This is a genomic window from Methylobacterium sp. WL18 (genome assembly GCF_008040015.1).
Taxonomy (GTDB): domain Bacteria; phylum Pseudomonadota; class Alphaproteobacteria; order Rhizobiales; family Beijerinckiaceae; genus Methylobacterium; species Methylobacterium mesophilicum.
Genome location: NZ_VRVD01000794.1, coordinates 1 through 1893 on the forward strand (window position 1 = coordinate 1; position 1893 = coordinate 1893).

At 67.9% G+C, this 1893-nt stretch carries 3 protein-coding genes; 1 reads left to right on the forward strand and 2 read right to left on the reverse strand.

The window, feature by feature from the left end; genetic code table 11:
• Positions 1 to 616, forward strand: a 616-nt coding sequence (locus tag FV228_RS28360; RefSeq protein WP_281406546.1) for an SbcC/MukB-like Walker B domain-containing protein, incomplete at its 5' end; no start/stop codon positions are given.
• Positions 617 to 680: 64 nt separating this feature from the next.
• Here the strand turns inward: FV228_RS28360 and FV228_RS28365 are convergent.
• Together FV228_RS28365 and FV228_RS28370 are read right to left on the reverse strand one after the other, a co-directional pair.
• Positions 681 to 1013, reverse strand: coding sequence for a DUF1640 domain-containing protein (locus FV228_RS28365; RefSeq protein WP_147857534.1), 333 nt, complete (start codon positions 1011 to 1013; stop codon positions 681 to 683).
• A 263-nt stretch (positions 1014 to 1276) separates the two neighbouring features.
• On the reverse strand, positions 1277 to 1492 hold the full coding sequence (locus FV228_RS28370; RefSeq protein WP_147857535.1) for a hypothetical protein: 216 nt from the start codon (positions 1490 to 1492) through the stop codon (positions 1277 to 1279).
• Positions 1493 to 1893 lie beyond the last annotated feature (401 nt).

The following is a 1893-nucleotide window of genomic DNA, read 5'->3' on the forward strand; positions in this document are numbered from 1 at the left end:
CGCCACCGAGACCGCCCGCTCGCCCGAGGCCGCGCAGGCGCTGCTGGCCGGCGAGACCGAGGGGCCGATGGCGGCGGCGCTGGAGGAGATCACCGCGCTGATCGCCGGCCAGGAGGATGCGGCCCGGCTCGCCGATTACCGCAACTACTTCGTCTACGAGATCGGCATGAAGGACGCGGCCGGCAACCGCACGACGATGTCGGCGCGGGCCCTGCGCGGATCGGGGGGCGAGGCGCAGGCGCCGTTCTACGTGGCGATCGCGGCCTCGCTGGCGAGCGCCTACTATCCGGGCGACCGGCCCGGCGACGAGAATCCGGGCCTGGGGCTCTGCCTCCTCGACGAGGCGTTCTCCAAGCTCGACGTGCGCAACAGCCAGGCGCTGGTCGATCTCTACCGCGCCTGGGGATTGCAGCTGCTGATCGCCGCCCCCGAGGACAAGCGCACGACGCTGACCGAGGTGATGGACACCATCGTCACCGTCTACAAGAGCCCGGACCTGACGTCGGTGCGGATCGAGGCCGAGCACCCGTTGGAGGCGGCGCGCCGGGCGCTGCACGCGATCAACCCGGAGCAGGTCGGGATCGAGGGATTCCGCCGCTCCGACGCGGCCGAGTGAGCCGGCGGGGCACCGATTGCGATCCCCGATATCCCCGCTGTTCCGGAGCCGCGCCCAGGTTCGCTCAGTGCAGGCCCCGCGCCAGGGCCACGATGCCGCCGACGATCACGAGCGCCTGGAACCCGATCGCGCCGAGCATCCATTTGACGATCTCGGCCTTCGTGTCGGCGAGGTCGGCCTTGTTGGCGAGCCGCAGCGCTTCGATATCCGACTTGGTCGAGAGCCGCAGCGCCTCGATATCCGTCCGGACCGCGGCGATGTCGGTCTTTGTCGCCAGATCGTTCTGAATCGCCTCGGCGATGGCGTCGGCCAGACCTTCGGCCTGCTCCGAGGACATCTTGGCCTTGTCGCGGAGCGTGCGGACGAACCGCAGGGTGTCGAAAGCAACGGCGGTCACGGACGCGGCTCGCACTCTTGAGAAGAGGCTGACCTGAAGTGCAGCTTCAGGCTCCGTTCGTCTAGCATACGAACGGCCCTGGCGCACTGGCGACGTGACCTTGGCATGCTCGATCGACCGCCTCGTCGTCAGCCGGCGGGCGCGGCACGACCGGCAAGCAATTCGTCACGGCCCTGCCGATCGATCGGCGGGGCTCTGCGCTGCGAGGACCCCAGCAGGTCGATCCTCTTCGCGCAAAGCCACTTTGAATCCGCTGGAACCGGTCAGTTCAGGTAGGTGCGGATCCAGTTCGGGGAGAGGATCTCGCCCTCCTCGGTGATGATCCAGGGCTGCTTGGCCGGATCGGTCAGGGCGCCCGCGGCGGCGGCGATCGCCTCGCGCAGGGTGCCGTACCGCTCGGGCTGAGCCAGCGGGGCGGTCGCCGGGGCCGTGCGCCAGATCGTGAGATCGGCCGGGCGTTCGAGAGCTTCGGTTTCCATGATGTCGTGTCCTTCCGAACCGTTTTGGACCGTTCAGATCCCCGCCGCCCGGTCGAGCCGGTGTGCCGCGGGGTCCGTGAGGCTGAGCGTCAATGCAAGCATCTCTGCGGCAGCTTTGCGATCAATTTGGGCATTACAGGTACCAGTATCTAGTCCTACTACGTAGGATTAGGTGCGGTGCCTTGTTCCATGCCCAAACCGGCCATGTCTGATCCGCCGTGAACTTGCGAGAATTGTGGCCACCGATTGATGACCATTCCGTTAGCCAATGCGCGCCAGTCTCCGAGGTGCGCCAGAACACGTCGGGGCCCCGGCGGAGACCGCGCTTCCTCCGTGTTGACGCCCCGATCCTGAACGCGCACTTAAGGCTCTGCCCGCCCCCTGCCCCGCCCCTGCCTGGA

Coding starts and splice junctions, on each gene's coding strand:
- FV228_RS28370 (WP_147857535.1), bottom strand. CDS start 1,492: ATGGAAACCGAAGCTCTCGAACGCCCGGCCGATCTCACGATCTGGCGC.